This is a genomic window from Paenibacillus sp. J22R160, assembly GCF_059692135.1.
Map to the genome: position 1 here is coordinate 143658 of NZ_JCAUAU010000012.1, position 20503 is coordinate 164160.

Below are 20503 nucleotides of genomic sequence, written 5' to 3' on the forward strand. Positions count from 1 at the left end.
TCGCAGTCGAAATAGAGTAGGAAGGGTGCTTCGGCAGCCTTCCTATTTTCTTTATACCGAGGAGACCGGAATCGTTATGGATGTACTGATTCAACTCTTGGACAGACTGCTTCACGCGGTGGGGCAATTGTTTGCGAATCCTTTCTACTATATAGGTGTTTTATTTATTGTGCTGCATTATCGGAAGCAAATTCAAATGGAACGTAAGTTATTTCATACACGGCTGCATTCCTTGCTCAATGAGACGTGGAGAACGGTTTTTTGGGGCTGGATTGGAGGTGTGTGCGCCTCGATACTGTTATTGTTCGTGGGCGTGAACATTCAATTTGATGTGGTTATTTTATTGTGGGTCATCACTGTCATCCTCGTCTTGCTCAGGGTGAGATTCCTCTGTTTGGCCTACGCTGTAGGCATCCTAGGAGTCGCTCAAGTGATCTTGTCATGGATTCCTGATTTGGCTAGTCTGAAAGAGTCTCTACCCATGCTGGATATCGTTGAACATGCGGACATTCCTTCTTTGCTGATCATTGTTGCTGTTCTTCATCTGCTTGAGGGGATGCTTACTCATTTCCAAGGAGCACGCATGGCGACGCCGTTATTTCTCGAAGGGAAACGCGGGCAAATCATTGGGGGCCAACAACTGCAAGGCTTCTGGCCTGTACCATTATTTTTGCTAGTCCCAATGACGGGTGGTAGCGATCTAAGTCTACCATGGGTAACATTGTTCGGTGCAAACCTCGCCTCAGGATGGACCTTGTTAGCCTTCCCGGCCATGATCGGATTCACGGAGCTAACGATCTCGAAACTACCCCGCAAGCAAGCGCGTGCAAGCGCGAATCTGCTTTACCTTTATGGCATTATCCTACTAGCTGCCGCTATTGCTGCTCATTATTGGTCGGTGATTGTATTGTTAGGGGCGTTGCTAAGCATAGCATTGCATGAGGGATTGATCCGCTATAATCAATGGACGGAAGAGAAGCAAATTCCTTTCTATGTGCATTCATCACGAGGGCTCATGGTGCTGTCTGTTGTTCCAAATAGCCCAGCACAAGATTTGGGGATTCAAACTGGTGAAATCATTCATAAAGTAAATGGCCATAAAATTAAGACGAAGTCTGATTTGCACTTAGCAATGGGGCTCAACTCGGCGTTCTGTAAGCTGGAGGTATTGAATGAGGAAGGCGAGGTGCGCTTTCTGAACCGGGCGATTTTTAACGGTGACCATCATCAGCTAGGCATTATTTTAGCTCCAGATCAGGAGGCTTTGTACTTTACAGAGCATAGACCCGTGCATCTTTTTTCTTATTTGCGAGGGAAATTAACAGGTTTGCTAAAGAATGATTCGACAAAATCGATGTAAAAAAAAGAAGACCCATTCTCTCTTAATTGAGGGGTAGGGTCTTTTGCTTATTTTGGAACATTGCTTGGAGCTAGCTCATCACGCAAGACAATGATTTCAACGCGGCGGTTTTTGCTGCGGTTCTCATCGCTGTTATTTGGAACTTTGGGCATTGTATCCGAATAGGCTGTTGCGATGAATTTCTTGTCATCCAGATTAGCTGTGTCGCTGAAATAACGCAGCACCGAAAGGGAACGAGCGAACGAGAGTCCCCAGTTATCTTTGTAAGGAGAGCCCGTTGCCAGCGGCAAGTCATCGGTATGGCCTTCGATGCTTACTTTACTGTTTAGCGTCGGGAAGAGGGAAGCGAGCTTTTGCAGAATAGGGGCCGAGGCACCTTTGAGATCTGCTTTTCCTAGATCAAATAAGAACAAATCATTCAGTGTAATTGCTACACCCCGCTCTGTATCGCTAGCGGATACTTGCGCCTCTAGATTTTGATCCTTGATGTAAGCTTGTACTTGCTTCAAAAGATCTTGAAGCTCTTTCTCACGCTTTTCTTTCTCATTCTCATCAGGCTTTACTTTATCTTTTTCTTCCTTCTGATCGTCAAGATTTTGCTTGGTGTAATCTTTGTCCTTGCTGTCGGAGTCACCTTGTTTTGGGGTCATTTGGCCGCTGATGCCGCTCCCTTTGTCCAAGACAGAGTCGGCTTTCTGGAACTGCATGTTTAATACTTGCGCCAGAACGGCATACTTTTGAACATCGACCTTACTCATCGCATACATAATAATGAAGAAAACGAGCAGAAGGGTGATTAAGTCAGCATAGGTAATGAGCCATCTTTCATGATTGACATGCTCTTCTCGCTTCTTACTTCTCCTCGCCATAATCGGCTTCCTCCCCTACAACTGGTGCTTTTTTGGACGATTTCTCGTGGAGGAAGGAAGTCAGTTTTTTCTTAATTAATTGCGGGTTTTCACCGGCTTGCAGAGCAAGAATGCCTTCAAGCATCAGTTCCATTTCAGCAACCATTTCCTTACCGCGCACTTTAATTTTGGTCGCAAGCGGCAGATAAATTAAGTTGGCGCTCATAACACCATATAGAGTAGCTGTGAAGGCAACAGCGATAGCCGGTCCGAGACTCGATGGATCTTCAAGATTGCCGAGAACGTGAATCAGTCCCATAACGGTTCCGATAATCCCCATCGTTGGCGCATAGCCGCCTCCAGCTTCGAATATTTTGGCCATATTATCAACCTGGTGCTCAATCGCATCCATTTCAAGCTCGAGGATTTGTCTGGTTAATTCGGGATCTGTTCCATCCACGACCATTAGCAAACCATCCTTCAGGAACGGATTGGTATGCTCCTGAGCGCGCTGCTCGAGAGCAAGAACACCTTCTCTTCGGGCAACAGAAGCCATGTCCACAAGCTCTTCAATAGTAGCTGCTGGATCTCTTTTTACTTCTTTGAAAGCAATGCCTAGAGCTTTTGGGATTTTCGCTAGAATAGAAAGAGGGAAACTGACTGCAACCGCTCCAAATGTTCCGCCGAAAACAATTAACATTGCGCTCGGGATAATCAATGAACTAACGTGGCCGCCATCCCACATGTAACCGCCAATCAAACCTACTAGACCTAAAACTAAACCTAAAACCGTTGTCAAATCCATGACTGTACCACTCCTATTTAGCGTAAAAAGAATTGGGGGCCCTACAAGTGGCCTGATGAAAGTGTGTTGTGTGTCTCTTAGTGACGTATTCAGGCCATAACAGATATTGCCGTTTGCATCAAAGATTTAAAAAGAGTATAATGGAAAAACCAGAACAAACATTCTTATGATGAGCTTGAAATGTTGTCATCATATATGTACGACAGGTTCCATAACCTTCTTTATCGGAAATTACAAAACGAAAATGAATAGGATAAAAGTTCGATTTATTACCAATAAGTGTAGGTGATTATTGATGAGTGAACTTGTTAAGAGCTCTAAGAAATTTGAGCTTGTTTCTGATTTTGCTCCACAAGGGGATCAGCCCAAAGCAATTGAAGAAATCGTTCAAAGTATTCAAGCCGGCAATAGACATCAGACGCTCTTAGGAGCTACGGGAACTGGGAAAACGTTCACTGCTGCGCAAGTAATTGCTAAGTTGAACCGCCCTACCTTGATTATTGCGCACAATAAAACATTAGCCGCACAGCTGTGCAGCGAGTTCAAAGAGTTTTTTCCCCACAATGCCGTCTCCTATTTCGTAAGTTACTATGATTACTACCAGCCAGAAGCCTACATTGCCTCCTCCGACACCTACATCGAGAAAGATTCCAGCATCAATGAAGAGATAGATAAGCTTCGCCACTCAGCGACCAGCTCCTTATTTGAGCGCCGTGACGTTATTATCGTTGCGAGTGTGTCATGTATTTACGGCTTGGGTTCGCCGATGGAATATGGTAATTTGCTGCTTTCTTTACGCGTGGGAATGGAGAAATCACGCAATGAGATTTTGCACAGGCTAGTGGATATTCAATATCAGCGGAATGATTTGAACTTTGTACGCGGAACATTTCGCGTTCGCGGGGATGTTGTTGAGATTTTCCCTGCTTCGCATGGCGAACAAGCGGTTAGAGTGGAATTGTTCGGTGATGAAATCGAGCGGATTACGGAGATTAATGTACTGACGGGCGAGATTGTTGGCGAACGCGATCATATCGCGATTTTCCCAGCGTCTCACTTTGTAACGCACGAAGATACAATGAAGCGTGCGCTTGTTAACATTGAGCGGGAGTTGGAAGAGCGTCTCGCCGAGCTGAAAGAGCAGGGGAAACTGCTTGAAGCGCAGCGACTGGAACAGCGGACGCGCTATGATATGGAAATGATGCAGGAGATGGGCTTCTGCTCAGGCATTGAGAATTACTCAGGGCCGCTGACATTCCGTGAGCGCGGAGCAACGCCGTATACGCTAATTGATTATTTCCCGGATGACATGCTGTTCATGGTGGATGAGTCCCATGTGACGCTGCCGCAAATTCGCGCTATGTATAACGGAGACAGGGCTAGAAAAGAAGTGCTGGTTGACCACGGCTTCCGCTTGCCCTCTGCGCTGGATAACCGTCCATTGCGCTTCGAGGAGTTCGAGGAGAAAGTTAATCAGATTTTATATATATCAGCAACACCTGGACCTTACGAATTAGAGCATTGCCCTCATATGACTCAGCAGATTATTCGTCCTACGGGCTTGTTAGATCCAATTATTGAAGTCAGACCGACGAAGGGTCAGATTGATGACTTGATTGCAGAAATTCATGATCGGATTCGGAAAGACGAGCGTGTGCTCGTAACGACACTGACGAAGAAAATGTCTGAGGATTTGACGGATTATTTTAAAGAAATCGGCATTAAAGTTCGTTATTTGCACTCGGATATCAAGACGTTTGAGCGGATGCAAATCTTACGTGATTTGCGCTTGGGTACCTTCCATGTGTTAATTGGGATTAACTTGCTCAGGGAAGGGCTCGATTTGCCGGAGGTATCGCTCGTCGCCATTCTGGATGCGGACAAAGAAGGCTTCCTGCGATCGGAGCGCTCGATGATTCAAACTATTGGACGCGCAGCGCGTAATGCCGATGGCCGTGTTATCATGTATGGAGATAAGATTACGGACTCTATGGAGAAAGCCATTCGTGAAACGAGTCGCCGCCGTAGCATTCAGGAAGCTCATAATGAGAAGAATGGGATCACACCGCAAACGATCGCTAAGAAAATTCGCGATGTAATCGAAGCTACGAAGGTAGCGGAACAGAAGGCAGATTATTTGTCCGATGTGAAGGGTGCCAAGATGTCGAAGAAAGACCGCGCTTCCTTGATCGAGCGTTTGGAAGGCGAAATGAAAGAAGCTGCGAAGAATTTGCAGTTCGAACGAGCGGCACAGCTGCGTGACGCTATTATGGAAATGAAAGCTGAAGCCTAAAAGGGCTTCAGCCTCACATAGGAGAGGAAGGTTACCCGTGTCTAGAGATCAAATCGTCATTAAAGGAGCTAGAGCTCATAATCTAAAAAATATCGATGTTACGATTCCGCGCGATAAGTTTGTTGTTTTAACTGGCTTAAGCGGCTCGGGCAAGTCGTCGTTGGCCTTTGATACGATTTATGCCGAGGGTCAGCGCAGATACGTTGAATCATTGTCTGCATATGCCAGACAATTTCTAGGCAATATGGATAAGCCGGACGTAGATTCCATCGATGGTCTATCACCGGCTATTTCTATTGATCAGAAGACTACAAGCCGAAATCCGCGCTCCACAGTGGGTACAGTAACGGAGATTTATGACTACCTGCGGTTGTTATATGCGCGTATTGGACGTCCGCATTGTCCGACGCATGGCATTGAGATTACATCGCAAACTGTAGAACAAATGGTAGACCGCATCATGGAGTATCCGGAGCGCACTAAACTTCAGATTCTGGCTCCACTTGTTTCAGGACGCAAAGGTGAGCATACGAAGCTTTTTACCGACGTTCAGAAGCAAGGCTTTGTAAGGGTACGCGTGAATGGAGAGACAATCGATCTTTCCGAGAAGATTGAACTCGACAAGAACAAAAAGCACACAATTGATGTTGTTGTTGACCGGATTGTGATCAAAGAGGATGTGCAAACACGTCTTGCCGATTCTTTAGAAACAGCGCTTAAGCTCGCGAATGGACGAGTTATTGTGGACATTATCGACAAAGAAGAGCTGATGTTTAGTCAGAATCTGGCGTGCCCGGAATGCGGTTTTAGCGTGGAAGAGCTGGCGCCAAGGATGTTCTCTTTTAACTCCCCTTTCGGGGCTTGCCCGGAATGTGATGGACTTGGCAGCCAGATGATTGTCGATCCGGATCTGCTAGTACCGGATATGAAGCTGACGATTGAAGAAGGCGCATTCGAAGCTTGGGCTGGCAGCACGTCCAACTATTATCCGCAGTTTCTTGCGGCAGTTTGTGAACACTACTCGATCCCTCGAAACGTCTCCGTTTCGGAGCTCTCAAGCGAGCAGATGAAAGTCATTCTCTATGGGACAGGCGGAGAGAAGATCCGCTTCCGCTATGAGAATGATATGGGAGCGACCAAGGAAGCGCTGGTTCCATTTGAAGGTATCATTCGTAACTTGGAACGCAGGTTCAAGGATACGTTCTCTGAGGGCATCAGAGAGCACATTCAGACCTACATGAGCACGAAGCCATGTCCGAAGTGTAAGGGACAGCGTCTGAAGCCCGAGACACTGGCAGTGACGATCAACGGCAAGAATATTGCTCACGCGACCTCGCTTTCGATTGGAGATGCGGAGGAATGGTTCAAGGGGCTTGATCTGAATGAGAGAGACCTCACCATTGCAAACTTAATTCTCAAAGAAATCAGAGCTCGCCTCGGATTCCTAGTGAATGTTGGTCTTGACTACTTAACCATGCACCGTTCAGCGGGCACGTTGTCAGGCGGAGAAGCACAGCGGATTCGACTCGCGACACAGATCGGCTCCAGCTTAATGGGTGTTCTTTATATTTTGGATGAGCCTAGCATCGGGCTGCATCAGCGAGATAATACGCGTCTGATTCAGACGCTTGAACATATGCGCAATCTAGGTAACACGCTAATCGTAGTTGAGCATGATGAGGATACGATGATGGCAGCGGATTACATTATCGATATCGGACCTGGTGCCGGTATTCACGGGGGGCAAGTCATTGCTCAAGGTACGCCTGCAGAGCTTATGGCGGACGAAAACTCGCTTACCGGTCAGTACCTAAGCGGCAAGAAGTTCATTCCGATTCCTGCAGCGCGCCGTAAGCCGAATGGCAAGTGGATCGAAGTCAAAGGGGCCAAAGAAAACAACTTGCGCAATGTTTCAGCTAAAGTGCCCCTAGGCGTGTTTACCTGCGTAACGGGTGTGTCCGGCTCCGGGAAAAGTACGTTAATTAATGAGATCCTATTCAAAACGCTGGCACGCGATTTGAATGGAGCGAAAGTTCGCCCTGGTGATCACAAAGAAATTATCGGGCTTGAGCATATCGATAAGGTTATCGATATTGACCAATCGCCGATTGGCCGTACACCTCGTTCGAATCCAGCAACCTATACAGGCGTTTTTGACGACATCCGTGATGTGTACGCCAATACGAATGAAGCAAAAGTACGTGGCTACAAAAAAGGACGCTTCAGCTTTAACGTGAAGGGTGGCCGTTGTGAGGCCTGTCGCGGAGATGGCATTATCAAGATCGAGATGCACTTCTTGCCAGACGTCTACGTGCCTTGTGAAGTGTGCAAAGGCAAACGATACAATCGTGAGACAATGGAAGTGAAATATAAAGGTAAAAGTATTTCGGAAGTGCTCGAAATGACGATTGAGGACGGCTGCGAGTTCTTCAAGAACTTGCCGAGGATTCATCGTAAGCTGACGACGCTTCTAGATGTAGGGCTGGGCTACATGACACTCGGCCAACCGGCAACGACGCTGTCCGGGGGCGAAGCCCAGCGCGTGAAGCTCGCGGCGGAGCTGTACCGCCGCAGCACAGGCAAGACGATCTATATCTTGGATGAGCCCACAACAGGGCTCCACATCCACGATATCGATCGTCTGCTGAAGGTGCTTCACCGCCTCGTAGAGAGCGGTGAAACCGTACTTGTCATCGAGCATAACCTCGATGTAATCAAGACGGCGGACCACCTCATCGATCTAGGCCCCGAAGGCGGTAGCCGAGGCGGTCTGATCGTGGCTTCCGGTACGCCGGAAGATGTTGTGAAGGTGGCCGGTTCCTATACCGGCCAGTACTTGAAACCGATCCTGGAACGGGATCGGGAGCGCTCGGAAAACTATGCGAAGCGGTTAGAAGTGTTGGAAGAATCGGTCGGCTAAGCGGCCGAATAGTAGCGAGGTCTCACGGATGAAATTCCGTGGGGCCTTTTTTTATTGAGAGATTGAGGGGACATTGTCCGCAATTTCTGAACTCGTACGAAAACGGGGCGGGAGATGTATCGGTTGTATGGGTTGTATTGCCGTGAGTTCGAGCGGAACTATGATCCGCTATTTCTCGGAATCACTACGCTTCCACCTAATGGAGGGAACTGAGTTCCTCTATTTCGCCAAGCATCGGGTTATTTGATAGACTTTTCGCCAAATAGGGCCCTGTAGTTTCCCAGACTCAGTAAATCGGACTATTTAACTCAAATAAGACTCTGTAGTTCGATTTCAACCCTCGTTGGACCATTAGTCTTCTATAAGCTAGGCTCATGTGTGCTCATTCGCCAGGATTTTCATAATTCCGACTAATTTACCATGACTTTTGTTAATACTTAATTGGATTCGACAATTTAACCCTCTATCAAAAAATAAGTGAATAGTCCTATAATTAAGATAGTAATTCCAACACGATATTCCTAGCTGACTATTCAGGATCGAGAGATATAAGCTGTACAAATCTATTTCTTCATGGAGGATTGCTATGAAACCGACGTTAGAGATACAGGAGATTGTTTCTGCTTTAGGAATAGATCCATTCCGTTTTTTAGACTGGCAGGAAAAAGAGATAGGGCTGAAGGATCAGCCGATTACACCAATTGAGGAGCATAAAGATACACTCTCCGCCTATGGATTAATGACATAAGAAGTAGTTCAATACATAAAATAGTCAGCTAAACCCGAATGTCTTTCAGAGATGTTCGGGTTCTTTGATTTCGTATCCATTATGGGTTAGAAAGAGTTGTTATAAAGGGGGAAAAAGAAGGGCACTTTAACCTTTAGGGTGTAATATTTTCCGCAAAGGGTGGTTAATCTAACCAAAAGGTGACAAACTTGTTACACATGCGCCTAATCACTTGCATCTAGTGTCCAATCAAGCTAACATAGAATTAAAATAGCAGGACGTGTGCCTTGCACCGAGTTATCAGAAGGAGGGTTTCACCATGTTATTCGCGGAAGAAGCAGCAGCAACAACAAGCACGTATACAAGTTTTGATATTTACGTTTTGATTTTCACAGTGATTATTGCCATTGCAGTCATTAGACAATTGATCTCCCCAAAAAGAAATTTGTTTGCCCTAGGATTCGCGGTAGTTTCCTTGCTCGTATTCGGCCTCATGGATTATGTCATGATCACAGGCTGGTAATTCAGAGCTAACCCATGCATCACAAGATAAAAGCCCGCAGGGACCAAGATCGTAAGATCATGGCGCCTGCGGGCTTTTTTTATTGCTAGGGAAGGCTAAGCGGCTAACCGCTTATACCCACCACATTTCTCCAAGCGGTTCTTTGATAAGAACTTGTTGCAAGTTTTGAACAGCTTTCGAGAAGCCTTCTTCAACGGACATCAGTCCATCTTCGTGCTCAATGCTCACGACATAGTCGTATCCGACAAGGCGTAGTGCGCTGATGATGTCAGCCCATACTTTCATGTCATGACCGTAGCCAACGGAGCGGAACTGCCATGCACGATCCAGCATGTTTGCATAGGACTGCATGTCTGTAACGCCGTAACGGTTTACATTGTTAACATCCATGGATGTATCTTTCGCGTGGAAATGGTGAATCGCGCCTGCGCGGCCGAGAATTTGTACGGCTTGTACAGGGTCAATTCCTTGCCACCACATGTGACTCGGGTCAAGGTTGGCACCAATCGCATCACCTGCTGCTTCACGCAGACGGAGAAGGGTAGCTGGTGTATGTACGGAGAATCCGCCGTGCAGTTCCAAGCCGATTTTGATATTACGGTCAGAGGCATATTTACCTGTTTCCGTCCAATAAGGAATGACTTTGTTTCCCCACTGCCAGTCAAGAATCTCTTGGAAATCGTTCGGCCATGGAGCTACTGGCCAGTTCGGATATTTCGCATCCTCGTGGTCACCAGGGCAGCCTGAGAAAGTGTTAACCACAGGGACTTCAAGGCGCTCAGCAAGATCAATCGTTTGTATAATAGCATCGTGGAATTCTTTCGCAATTTGTTTTTGCGGGTGAAGCGGGTTTCCGTGAACGCTCAATGCACTAATCGTCAAGCCGCGGGATTCAACCGCATGTTTAAAAGCTTTTAATTTCCCAGCATCGGCAAGCAGCTCAATTGGGTTGCAGTGCGCATTACCAGGGTAGCCCCCAGTACCAATTTCGACAGCTTCTAAGCCTTTAGAAGCCACATAATCAAGAGCTTCCTCTAAAGGTTTTCCACCGAACAGAACCATAAAAACGCCTAATTTCATTAGGTACACCTCCATAAATGGTAAACAGCCACACAAATTATACCACTATCATCCTGTAAAATGAAGCAAGCCTTTATAAATCCGCAGGACTGTTTCATAATTGGAACTATAAATAATAACGGAGAACGTGACCAGAACTTGCGTTACGAAACAACGGAAATAGAAATAGGTTTTAGATACTTTCTTTTTATTCACCGTTGTAATTTTGAAAATGTTTTCGATCGCAAGAATGATCCCGTGATAAAGACCGTAGAAGAAATAAAGCCATGTAAAACCGTGCCACAAGCCCATTAGAACCATAATTAAGATGGACAAGCTGGAGGCAACCCAGCGGGAAGGCACCGTACGCGAGAAGAACATGAAGATATGATCACGGAAAAAATCGCCAAGCGTTGCATGCCAGTTACGCCAGAATTGTGTCATAGATGGCGAGAGAAGCGGCCGCTTGAAGTTTTCAGGCATCGTATAGCCCATCAAACGCCCAAATCCGATGGCCATATCCGAGTATCCGGAAAAGTCGAAGTAAATGAGTGCATAGAACCAAACGAGCAGAAACAATGACTGATGTGTGTGCAAGTCTTGTTTCAGGACTTGATCGAAGACACTGGTCATCCAAGTGACGATGACAATTTTTTTGAATAAGCCCAGAATAATCCGTTTGACACTGTCTTCGAAGAGGGCGGCGTCTACGGTGTATGGTTTTTTGCTATCGGCCATAAAATCGCGGAATTTTAAGATCGGCCCTGAAGTAAAGGTCGGGACAAACAACAGATAATTCGCATAATCAATAGCTGGCACTTGGCCGTCTTTTCCAAAGAAATAGGCGAAATAATAAGCATCGATCACTTTCAAGACATTATAGATGAGTCCTAGATAGATGACGGCGTCGAACAGGGAATTGTGGAAAACGCCCATGATGAAAAATCGGACACCTAGAAAAACGCCGATAATATTAGCGGCAAGCGCAAATATGAACGTAGCTTTACGCCAAAAGGTCGTGCGGCATAGATACACAAATCCAGCGTAATTAATCACTGTAAAAGCAGCATAGAAAATTAGCAGCTTTTGGCTGTAGAGCAGTAAAAAGCAGAGACTGAAAATAATCATCAGAATACGTTTGTTGTCGGCCCACTTGCGGGTGAGCATCAGAACGGCAACCATGCCAATCATAGCGATAATTGCGTTCATTTGCATATAAAACATAGCTTTAGAACTCCTCGCTTGGAAAGCTCGATTAGAATTTCTCGTAGATAAATAGGCCCTTACCGGTAAAATAGATGAAAACCAGATACAGCATCACGAGATAGATGAGGACTTCGGCTATTTTCCTAAGGATTTTAACCATGTGTCCACCTCCTTCGTAAATAGCGGGGCGCCTTCTTCGCGGCTTAAGTGCACCAGATCATGAAAATACTTCGGATCGTATGTATGCATCAAGTCCAGCACAGGCACTCCAGCATTCTTCAATTGGCCGTTCACCGCTTCCTTTAAGGAAGCCACATAAGGCGGATCGGCATAACCCTTGTTCCACGGCATCCAGATGACCCGCAAAGGGAGCTGGTGCTCCTTGGCATAGCGAATGACCCATTGCATGGCGTCCAGATTTTTTTGGAAATCTTTCAAAGTCATAGCGCCGAAGCGTTTGTCATAGTCGGTCCATTTCGATTGAAGGAAGACATCATCCTTACGGCCAGGATACAGCTCTTTATCTATCCAGCGCGGCTCGTAGGCCAAGCTGCCTTTACTTAAATTACGGACGAACTCTTCGCCGGAATCACGGAAATAGTCACGGTACGTGTACACATAAGGCTGGTACCAGGGCTTGAACCACTGGTAGGTCGGATCTGTTTCGAGCGGGTCGAGCATCGTATGAACATCAATGCCGATTACTAGTTCGTCACGAACCTGGTACAAATTATGCGCGAGAATCCCCTGAAGATCGGTAATCTTGCCATAGGAAAGCCCCATCTCCACCAAATGGGCATCGGACTTCTCTTCTATATAAGCACCTGTAACTGCCGAATTACCGAAGAAAACCGGACCCGATTGGGACCAGCCGTGGTGGTAGAGTGTTTTGGTAAAGTCGTTTTTGTAGAAGCGGCGCGAGCTAACCATCGGGTTCCACCAGGAGATGAGAAGGTCCGAAACGACGATTGCTAGCAGCAAGCCGAGCACGAAGCTATTCTTTTTAAGAAATGTGGCTGCTTTCAACGGAATCACTCATTATCTTTGATTAGGATGGGGCCCACAGCTGACTTCAAATGATCAAAGGTCGGCGTGTGGGCCCAAGTAAGGATTTGAATAGAAATAAAAAGACGAAAGGATAGAGAGACTAACAGGCTTCTTACAGAGCCTTCTCCTGCCAAGCGTGGTACTGCTCGCGGAAAGTGGCTGGCCATTGTTGCTCATCCAATCCGTATTGCGCCAAGAATGCGAAAGCCCAGCGCTCAATACCGAAGCCAACACAACCCGTAACCGCGTTGCGTTTGCCCATTTTAATATTAAACGCATTACCGAAAGTATTGCTGTGGAAATTGATAGAAGAGCAGGCAATCGACTTCTTCACATGCGGAATCGTCAGACGCAGCTCGTATTTCATTTCTTGATTGCGTTGGAAAGAAGCTTTCACTTGGAAATCATTCGTGAAGAATGGGTCATTCGCAATTTCCAGCATGGAATCTACGTTCCATTCCACCGCTAATTCTTTGAGGTATTCAATCGATTTCAAACGATTTTCTTTGACGAAGTCAGGCTTGCCGACGAAAATGATTTCACGCATTGAGAAGTCGAGCAAACGGCCGAAATCGCTATGGTTTTTGGACTCGAAGCGGTGGCATTTGGCAATCGCGGTTACCACGATTCCTTCACCCTCAAGTGTCTCATTCTCTAACCCCTCATAGCAATGGTAGCAAGTAGAAGGATTCATCATGAAGTTAGGCTTCACCATGTTAGAATCAAGCTCTAACGGTTCATCTTGCTTCCAGCCGCCGGCATCACGAATGGATTGCGAGAACGATTCAATAACGTCCAAATCCTCGCGCAAATGCGTAACGAAGTGAATATGCTCCGGGAATGACGTGAAATGGTTCGTTTTGTTCAAAGTGTGGCTATGAATAACCGCTGGATATTGCTCTTCCTGCATGCCCTCAAAGCGCTTTGCGATTTTCGTAACGAACGAGTAATCAAGGAAGCGCATCAAGCTGGAGAAGGGCTCACGGAAAATAAACAGGCCGGGCTCCAGAATCTTAATCGCTTTGCGCTCTACTAATTCAGCGATAATATCGCCTTCATAAGGAGTGTCTACTTTATTTTCGAATAAAATATTTTCTTTAAATCCGAAATCGCCATGGGAGAAACGTTCAATCAGACGTCCAACCCGTTCAGTAATGCCTTCATTGCCATTCGGTGAGTTGTGCGTGATGACGATGTGGCCATCAACAAGCGCGATATCTTGAATATGCTCATCAGCAAAAGCGGAGGCATACTTGACTTGTCCGTGCTGGCTTTCGGCTAAGCCTTCTAGAGAAATTTTACATGTCAACATGAGTGGGTTACCTCGCAGTCTTCTTGGTTATAAAATCGGCAATTTCGCTTACCGTGTTCATGGAGTACAGCATGAGATCTTGATTCGTCACTTGGATGTTATACGTCTTCTCAATGTGGGCGATCAGTGCTGTAGCACCGATGGAATCGATAAACCCATAATCGAACAAATGAACATCAACGTCAAAATCGTCATCGTCCTCGGCAATTTCATAACGCTCGCGAATATGCTGCTCAAGCTGCGCTAGTAAGTCTTCATTAGACATGATGGAAAGCCTCCTGGTTAATTGAAATTTAATGCTGCTTTTAAAAAGTAGAAAGTATTTCAGCACATTGTCATTGTGTTTTGCTTGTGAACGATAGCGTCGTTACATCCCCATAACGGGTAATGGTGTAGAGATGGTTCGCTGCGTCATACTCAATTTTGGCATCGCCTGCGAATGCAATCTCCGTTGGACTGAATAACTTCACCTGCTGCAAGCCAGCTGCTTTGAGCTCTAAATAGCGGGTAGTCCCTTGCTCTGTCAGGGAAAAAGGTACGTTAGCACGCACAATATGCAGCCGTTCTCTGGACGGCGCAATGCCGATGACGGATGGTTTCGCCAATCCTACATAGAAACGGTTGTCTATCGTTGTATAGACATCTGAATCGCTTTGCAGGGAGTACAAGGCTAGTTTTTCGCCTTTCTCTACGACAACCCCTAGCGTTCCAGCATACTCTTCAGCTAGGCTAGGTACTGCCTTCGAATTAGGTGTCATAGTCGCATGGAAGTGCGGGCTGCCGCCTGCTAAACGATCCTTGAGCCTGTCCCATAAATAGAAGGCCCATGATTGGCTGATCCGAACCTCGCTTGTCATAGCGGTTAAGAAGGATTTGGCCATTTGTTTCTCGGTCATGAAATTATAATCATGCTTCGTGCGAAGCTTGTCAAAATAGTCAGCGAACTGCGTCAACTCTGCGATTTTGGATGGTTCGGGAAAATGGTACTCGATGTGCTCGAAATAATCAATCGGCATATCTAACTTTACCATCGATTCAAACACATCCGTCGTAGCATAGTCGCCTGTTCGCAGCACAGGTGTCGGTGTATGAATCAACATCGTACGGTCCGTTCTGCCTTGTTTATCTTGCAGCAGGAATGGCAGCGACCATATCGACTCGGGACGGGAAATAACAGGCGATTCGGAAGGCAGGAAGCCGAAATTATACCACATTCCGTCCTGTTCCTCACTTCGCAGTGTCTGCTGATGGTCTTGGTTATTCACGCGCCATGTGTGCTGATTCGTGCCGGGATGCAGCCAAGGAATGCCTAACTTGGCGAAGGCTTGCTTATGAAGAGCAAGCTCGGCTTGTTCCTGTTCAGCGCTTTTGAAATTGTGTACAAATATGTGTGGATCTAACTCTAGAAAGTTATCACGAGCATATTGGATGAATTCCTTAAGCTCGGCTTGATAAGGAAACTGTGGATCATCTATCGCAACAGGGGATCCGAATTCGATGCCTCCAACGATGAGATCGTCTTTGCCGTCGTGATTGAGATCCAGCCATAGCGGCACCGAGTTATGTCCAGCAACCAAAGCGCGATTGCCGACTTGGTTTAAGGTTGTGCCTTCCAGGGGACCCGTATTCGTCCAAGCACCAGCGGCGCTTTGCAGATACACTTGAAGGTCCCCGTCACTGCTGCCGACCACGAGATCGAGTCGGCCATCGCCGTTCATGTCGCGAGCGGCCGGCGCAGCGTATGCAGCGTTGTTAGGCAGCGCGAAGATTTCGCTGCCTGCCTCTAAGGCAAGGGCCGCTGCGCTCCGGCCCTTGTAGAGCCATACTCGTCCATCGGCTGCGCCTAGGACGAGGTCGAGCTTGCCGTCGCCGTCCATATCGGCGACGTACGGCGCTGCAGGCCCTCCGGGCAGCTGCAGCGCTTTCCCGCCCGCGCGCACGGCCGCGGGCTTCGCGACCCTGCCGCTAGCGAGCTGCGGCAGCTCATACACGGCCCCGGACTCGTCAGATGCGACGAGGTCCGGGCGGCCGTCCCCGTTCACGTCTGCGGCGTGAACGGCACTGTAAGGGCTAAGCTGGAGCGGCACGCCGGACTCCAGCATCAGCTTCGACGGCGCGCCGAACGTGTCCGGCTGCGCCAAGCCCTCCGGCGGCGGCTCACTCGCGTACGCCGCCGGATTAGGCCCTTGATTCGTGTAGACGTACACGAATCCATCAGAGCTGCCGGCCAGCACGTCGGTGCGGCCGTCTCCGTTCAGATCCGCAGCGGCCGGGTACGCGCGGTAGGGCAGTTCAATCGCGCTCGACAGATCGCGATATTGCGGGAACAGCGCCTGCCGCAGCGGCTTGCCGGCTGACATCACGTGCAAGCCGCTCGCGTAACCCGAGCTGGGCAACTCACCGATGAACGCCGGCTGTGCGTTCGTTCCGGTGCCCAGCTGCACGGTCAAGCTCTCGCGCCACTGCCCCCAATAGAAGGCGTTGCGCACGAGGGTGAACGAGGGAATCTCGTTATATTTCTTGAGCTCCTCGGACCAAGCGATGCCGTCTTTTTGCTGAATGGCCGGCATCGCCTCAAAGTGATTCTGAAAGGCCATGGCGGGTCTGCCATAAGGGCCGAGGACTTTGCGAACACTGTAGCCTAGTGTCTCTTTGGCAACATAAGATAGCAGCTCACTGCGATACTGCATATTGGCCGCTGCAAAATCGAAATTGAAATAAGGATCAATCGGTAAAGCTCTTTTATTGAAGTAAGTCGTCCCCGGCGTTGACTTGCCCGTGGCCTGATAGTTGGCTGCCAGTTGCGCGAAGCCTAGATTCAGGTCAGCACCGCTTTGCATGTCGTAACCAGTTGGAAAGTAGCGGTTAGGTAGAAAGTTGCTAGAGATCAGCACGGCGCCTTTCCCTACACGGTTCTGCATCGCCAGCGAAACAGGCTTGCCGGACACATTCATCGCGACAATAGTCTGCCCAGAAGACGGAATGAAGCCATACCCCATATGGAAACCCGGAAGGTCGTCCATCGCGTGATGCTTGAGGTAGCTTTCGCTAAACAATTGAAAGGTTGTCTGCACGCCCTGCAGATTCATAGAAACCTTAGGATAGCTGAGGCTTAGCGAATCTGCAGTCATTTGTGGTGCTCCTAAACTTGCAAGCGAAACTTTCTGCAAGTTAACCAGCTCTGCAGCACCAAGGAAATCAAGAGGCAGGCGGGTAGCAAATCCATTTTCGACTAACAAATGTCCGCCTTGTTTCACATAGCTTATGAGCTTTGCCGTCTGCTCTGTCCATGCGGCATCCTCGGCCAAGGCAGGGTCTAGATAAATCGCATCGTAAGCATTCAGCTTTCTAGCGGATAGCGCTGCTAGCTTTTGTTTATCCACGGAAATGCCAGCCTGCAAGGTTTGTGTAAAGTTTCCATAGGCTGCCGTATCGTAAGAATCTCCACTAGTTGCATAGAGGAGCTTGGTTTCCTCTATTTTTGGCAAAAATAGAAGTAGGCCCATTACTAATAGGAAACCGAGGGCTAGTCCGATAACAATTTTTAAAATGCGAATTTTCGACAAAACCAAAAGGATCCCTCGATTACTAAAAAGGTCACTATCCTTGACATTATAGCATTCATGGGTAAGTTTGTTAACTTTTAAAGGGTTACCTTGCATGCAGGTAAGGTTTGGGAATTCGCAGAGGCTGTCGGATATTGACCAGGTTTGGAAATGGTTGTGCCCTAGATTCCTACCTATCGTTTCTGTTACACTAAAGAGAAGACTTTGAGGGTTACCTGAGGATCTATTATTGAAAGGATTTGCTGCCATGCGTACGATACGCAGAGAAGATATAGAATTATTGGCCCCGGCGGGGGATTGGGATTGTTTGAGAGCGGCTGTTGCCAATGGGGCGGATGCCGTGTTTTTTGGTGTGGAGAAATTTAATGCTAGAGCGCGCGCGCATAATTTCACGATGGCTGAGCTGCCGGATATTATGTCTTTCCTTCATCTATATGGGGTTAAGGGTTTCCTAACCTTTAACATTCTAGTATTTGAGGAAGAGCTGAGCGAGGCGAAGCAGTTGATTGAAGCTTGTGTCGATGCGGGTGTCGACGCGGTTATTGTACAAGATCTTGGTCTTGTGAAAATGATTCGTGAAATCTCTCCGGATTTCCCGATTCACGGTTCCACGCAGATGACAATTACATCGCCTGAGGCTGTTGAATTTACGAAGCCTTTTGATATTGAACGGGTCGTTTTGGGCCGCGAGAATAATTTGAAACAAATTAAACAAATCGGAGATCAAGCGAAACTTCCGATGGAAGTGTTCGTGCATGGTGCGCTTTGCGTGTCCTACTCTGGCCAGTGTCTGACCTCTGAAATGTGGGGCGGCCGTTCGGCTAACCGCGGGGAGTGCGCGCAGGCATGCCGTTTGCCGTATGATCTGATGATCGATGGTGTGCAAAAGCCGATGGGTGACGTGGCGTATTTGCTGTCGCCGAAAGATTTGGCGGCTATTGAAATTGTGCCTGAGTTAATCGAAGCAGGCGTGTGCTCCTTCAAAATTGAAGGGCGTTTGAAAACCCCTGAATACGTGGCTAACGTCGTGAGCAAATACCGCAACGCGATTGATCGTTATTTCGATGGCGAGGATGCTCGTCCGTCGAAAGAGGAAGTTCGTGAGCTTCAGCAAAGCTTCTCGCGTGGCTTTACTGTTGGTTTCTTGAACGGAACCAACAATAAACAGCTCGTCGATGGTACGTTTCCGAAGAGCCGCGGGGTGTTCGTGGGCCGCGTGAAACAGATTTTACGCGACGGTGTAGTTTGTGAACTTGAAGCGCCGATCAAGCGCGGGGACGGCATTGTTTTCGACGCCGGAGATCCGACGAAGAAGGAAGAGGGCGGCCGTATCTACGATTTGCGCCGTAAAGGCGAGAAAATCGAAGGCGAAGCCGAGGGCGGCATGATCGAAATCGTTGCGGGACGCAATGACGTGGACTTGAGCCGCTTGCACGTTGGAGATCGGATCTGGAAGACGAACGATCCGCATTTGGACAAACGTCTGCGTCAGACGTTCGAGACCGATAAGCCTTACCGTACGTTCCCGGTTAGCATCAAGATTACCGGCGCTGCGGGCGAGCCGCTCAAAAGCTGGTGGACGGATGTGCAAGGTGGCCATACCGTCTTCGTACAGTCCGAACTTCCGCTTGTTCAAGCGGAGAAAAGACCAATGGACGAACAGCTATTCGCTGATCAGTTTGGCCGTCTAGGCGGTACAATCTATGCGCTTAGCGATTTGGATGTTCAGTTAAACGGCGAGCTTATCGTGCCGATGCGCGAGCTTAATGCTATGCGCCGCAGCGCAGTTGAGCTTATGGAAGACGAGCGGCAGAAGCCGCGTGCTTACATGAAGCGTGAGATCGGCGTCTATGACGATGTGCCGCAGCTTACTGCTGAGCAGCGTCAGGCCGCTGAGCAAGCGCCTGCGCTCTCGTTGGCAGATCGCAGCGGGGTGCACCTTACAGCACTTTGCCGCAACTTGGATCAAGTGAAAGCCGTCCTAGAAAAAGACGACGTTCAAATGATCTACGCCGACTTTGAATTTATTAAGCAGTTCCCTGCTGCTGTTGAAGCGGTGCATGCTGCTGGACGCAAAATCGCCTTGGCTACGCCGAGAATTCATATGCCTGGGGAAACGGGCTATTTTAACAATATCTTAAAGCTGAACCCTGATGCTGTGCTGATTCGGAATACAGGTGCTGCTTACTTCTTCTTGAAGCATCAGCTGGAGCATCCGAATGGGCCTAAGCCGCAGCTAATCGGCGATTTTTCCTTAAATGTAGCTAACCACAAAACAGCTTCCTTATTCTTAGAAGCAGGTTTATCGAAAGTTACGCCATCTTACGATCTAAACATTCAGCAGATGGTTGATCTGCTTCGCCGCGCTGAAACTTCCAAGCTGGAAGTTGTCATCCATCAGCATATGCCGATGTTCCACACGGAGCACTGCGTGTACTGTACGTTCTTGAGCGAAGGCACAGACTTTACGAACTGTGGTCGCCCTTGTGAAGATCACCATGTGTCCTTGCAGGACCGGGTAGGGATGTCGCATCCTGTGCGTGTCGATGAAGGCTGCCGTAACACGGTTTACAATGCTGTGGATCAATCGGGAGCTGAATATTTAAACCACTTTATGGACCTGGGCATTCGTTCCTTCCGCGTGGAATTCCTTGAGGAGACGCCGGATAAGGTGCATGAGATTCTGAGTTTGTACCGCCGTGCGATTAACGGTGAAATCAGCGGGACGCAAGTGTGGCGTTCTCTGAAAGCTACCAACCAGTTGGGCGTAACTCGCGGTCAATTGGTGAAGTAAAGCAAGTTGAGTTGTTATAGGATGAAGAGCCATAGACGCTGAG

14 protein-coding genes are annotated in these 20503 nt (G+C 48.0%); 6 read left to right on the forward strand and 8 right to left on the reverse strand.

The window, feature by feature from the left end:
* Positions 1 to 76: 76 nt before the first annotated feature.
* Entirely contained in the window at positions 77 to 1360 is a 1284-nt protein-coding gene (locus tag AC58UW_RS22035; protein WP_497422744.1) for a PDZ domain-containing protein, read from the forward strand.
* 47 nt (positions 1361 to 1407) lie between these two features.
* Here AC58UW_RS22035 and AC58UW_RS22040 read toward each other — a convergent pair whose 3' ends face one another.
* Positions 1408 to 2229, reverse strand: coding sequence for a flagellar motor protein MotB (locus AC58UW_RS22040; protein ID WP_497422745.1), 822 nt, complete (start codon positions 2227 to 2229; stop codon positions 1408 to 1410).
* Complete coding sequence (locus AC58UW_RS22045) at positions 2213 to 3013, reverse strand: flagellar motor protein (protein ID WP_497422746.1); 801 nt, start codon at positions 3011 to 3013, stop codon at positions 2213 to 2215. The genes AC58UW_RS22040 and AC58UW_RS22045 overlap by 17 nt, the downstream gene beginning before the upstream one ends.
* 295 nt (positions 3014 to 3308) lie before the next feature.
* Here AC58UW_RS22045 and uvrB point away from each other — a divergent pair, with 295 nt between their 5' ends.
* The 4 genes from uvrB to AC58UW_RS22065 all read left to right on the forward strand — a co-directional run bounded on the left by uvrB (position 3309) and on the right by AC58UW_RS22065 (position 9476).
* On the forward strand, positions 3309 to 5306 hold the full coding sequence (gene uvrB / locus AC58UW_RS22050; protein WP_497422747.1) for an excinuclease ABC subunit UvrB: 1998 nt from the start codon (positions 3309 to 3311) through the stop codon (positions 5304 to 5306).
* A 37-nt stretch (positions 5307 to 5343) separates the two neighbouring features.
* The gene (gene uvrA, locus AC58UW_RS22055; protein ID WP_497422748.1) at positions 5344 to 8226 is read left to right on the forward strand and encodes an excinuclease ABC subunit UvrA; all 2883 of its coding nucleotides are present in this window, start codon (positions 5344 to 5346) and stop codon (positions 8224 to 8226) included.
* A 586-nt stretch (positions 8227 to 8812) separates the two neighbouring features.
* A complete protein-coding gene (locus AC58UW_RS22060; RefSeq protein ID WP_497422749.1) occupies positions 8813 to 8974 on the forward strand; it encodes a hypothetical protein in 162 nt (53 codons plus the stop codon).
* Positions 8975 to 9272: 298 nt separating this feature from the next.
* On the forward strand, positions 9273 to 9476 hold the full coding sequence (locus AC58UW_RS22065; RefSeq protein ID WP_497422750.1) for a DUF2759 family protein: 204 nt from the start codon (positions 9273 to 9275) through the stop codon (positions 9474 to 9476).
* Between the two features lie 111 nt (positions 9477 to 9587).
* Here the strand turns inward: AC58UW_RS22065 and AC58UW_RS22070 are convergent, their stop codons facing one another.
* The 6 genes from AC58UW_RS22070 to AC58UW_RS22095 form a co-directional block, all read right to left on the reverse strand.
* Complete coding sequence (locus AC58UW_RS22070) at positions 9588 to 10556, reverse strand: sugar phosphate isomerase/epimerase family protein (protein ID WP_161410060.1); 969 nt, start codon at positions 10554 to 10556, stop codon at positions 9588 to 9590.
* Positions 10557 to 10604: 48 nt separating this feature from the next.
* On the reverse strand, positions 10605 to 11744 hold the full coding sequence (locus AC58UW_RS22075; protein ID WP_497422751.1) for an MBOAT family O-acyltransferase: 1140 nt from the start codon (positions 11742 to 11744) through the stop codon (positions 10605 to 10607).
* Between the two features lie 132 nt (positions 11745 to 11876).
* Positions 11877 to 12776 (reverse strand): SGNH/GDSL hydrolase family protein, encoded by a 900-nt coding sequence (locus AC58UW_RS22080; protein ID WP_497422752.1) that lies wholly within the window; start codon positions 12774 to 12776, stop codon positions 11877 to 11879.
* A 124-nt stretch (positions 12777 to 12900) separates the two neighbouring features.
* On the reverse strand, positions 12901 to 14100 hold the full coding sequence (locus tag AC58UW_RS22085; RefSeq protein WP_497422753.1) for a class-II aminoacyl-tRNA synthetase family protein: 1200 nt from the start codon (positions 14098 to 14100) through the stop codon (positions 12901 to 12903).
* 7 nt (positions 14101 to 14107) lie between these two features.
* Positions 14108 to 14365 (reverse strand): acyl carrier protein, encoded by a 258-nt coding sequence (locus tag AC58UW_RS22090; protein ID WP_497422754.1) that lies wholly within the window; start codon positions 14363 to 14365, stop codon positions 14108 to 14110.
* A 70-nt stretch (positions 14366 to 14435) separates the two neighbouring features.
* Positions 14436 to 17606, reverse strand: coding sequence for an FG-GAP repeat domain-containing protein (locus tag AC58UW_RS22095; RefSeq protein ID WP_497422755.1), 3171 nt, complete (start codon positions 17604 to 17606; stop codon positions 14436 to 14438).
* Positions 17607 to 17913: 307 nt separating this feature from the next.
* Between AC58UW_RS22095 and AC58UW_RS22100 the strand changes: the two genes are divergently transcribed.
* A complete protein-coding gene (locus tag AC58UW_RS22100; protein ID WP_497422756.1) occupies positions 17914 to 20460 on the forward strand; it encodes a U32 family peptidase in 2547 nt (848 codons plus the stop codon).
* Positions 20461 to 20503 lie beyond the last annotated feature (43 nt).